This is a genomic window from Microbispora corallina (genome assembly GCF_016863035.1).
Lineage (GTDB): Bacteria > Actinomycetota > Actinomycetes > Streptosporangiales > Streptosporangiaceae > Microbispora > Microbispora corallina.
The window spans coordinates 1-743 of record NZ_BOOC01000112.1 but is presented as its reverse complement, the minus strand read 5'-3'; the positions used below and the strand labels follow the sequence as shown (position 1 = coordinate 743).

The window sequence follows — 743 nt, the reverse complement described above, 5'->3', positions numbered from 1 at the left end:
AGGCGCTGCTCGCGACGTACGGCAGGGACCGGCCCGAGGGGCGCCCCCTATGGCTCGGCTCCCTCAAATCCAACATCGGCCACGCCCAGGCCGCCGCCGGGGTGGGCGGGGTGATGAAGATGGTGCTGGCCATGCGGCACGGCGTCCTGCCGAAGACCCTCCACATCGACCACCCCACCCCCCACGTCGACTGGACCACCGGAGCCGTCGCCCTGCTCACCGAGCCGGTGCCCTGGCCGGAGACCGGCCGGCCCCGCCGCGCCGCCGTCTCCGCCTTCGGCGTCAGCGGCACCAACGCCCACGTCATCGTCGAACAAGCCCCCACGGACGACCGCACGGACCCGAACCGCGCCGAGCCGCGATCAGCAGGACCAGTACAGAGCGCCCGGGAATCCACCGATCCGGGTGTGGGGGTGCCGGTGGCGTGGGTGGTGTCGGGCAAGACGGTGGAGGCGTTGCACGCGCAGGCCGGGCGGCTGGCCGCCCATCTGGAACGCCACCCCGAGCTCGATGCCCGGGATGTGGCGCACTCACTGGCCACCACCCGCGCCCACCTGAACCACCGCGCCGTCATCCTCGGCACCACACGCCACGAACTACTCCAGCGAACCAAAGCTCTCGCTGCCCGGGCCAGCACCGGGCCGGGGCTGATCACCGGCACCACCAACACCCGCACCACTCACAGCACCGGCGGCGGAGCCGGCGGGGGTGGCGGTGGGGGTGGCGGTGGGGGTGGCAGCGCA

The 743-nt window shown here is 73.5% G+C and carries 1 protein-coding gene; it reads left to right on the top strand.

Going from position 1 to position 743, the window contains the following annotated elements; translation table 11 throughout:
• On the top strand, positions 1 to 743 hold a 743-nt coding region (locus Mco01_RS38765; RefSeq protein ID WP_204061799.1), incomplete at both ends, for a ketoacyl-synthetase C-terminal extension domain-containing protein.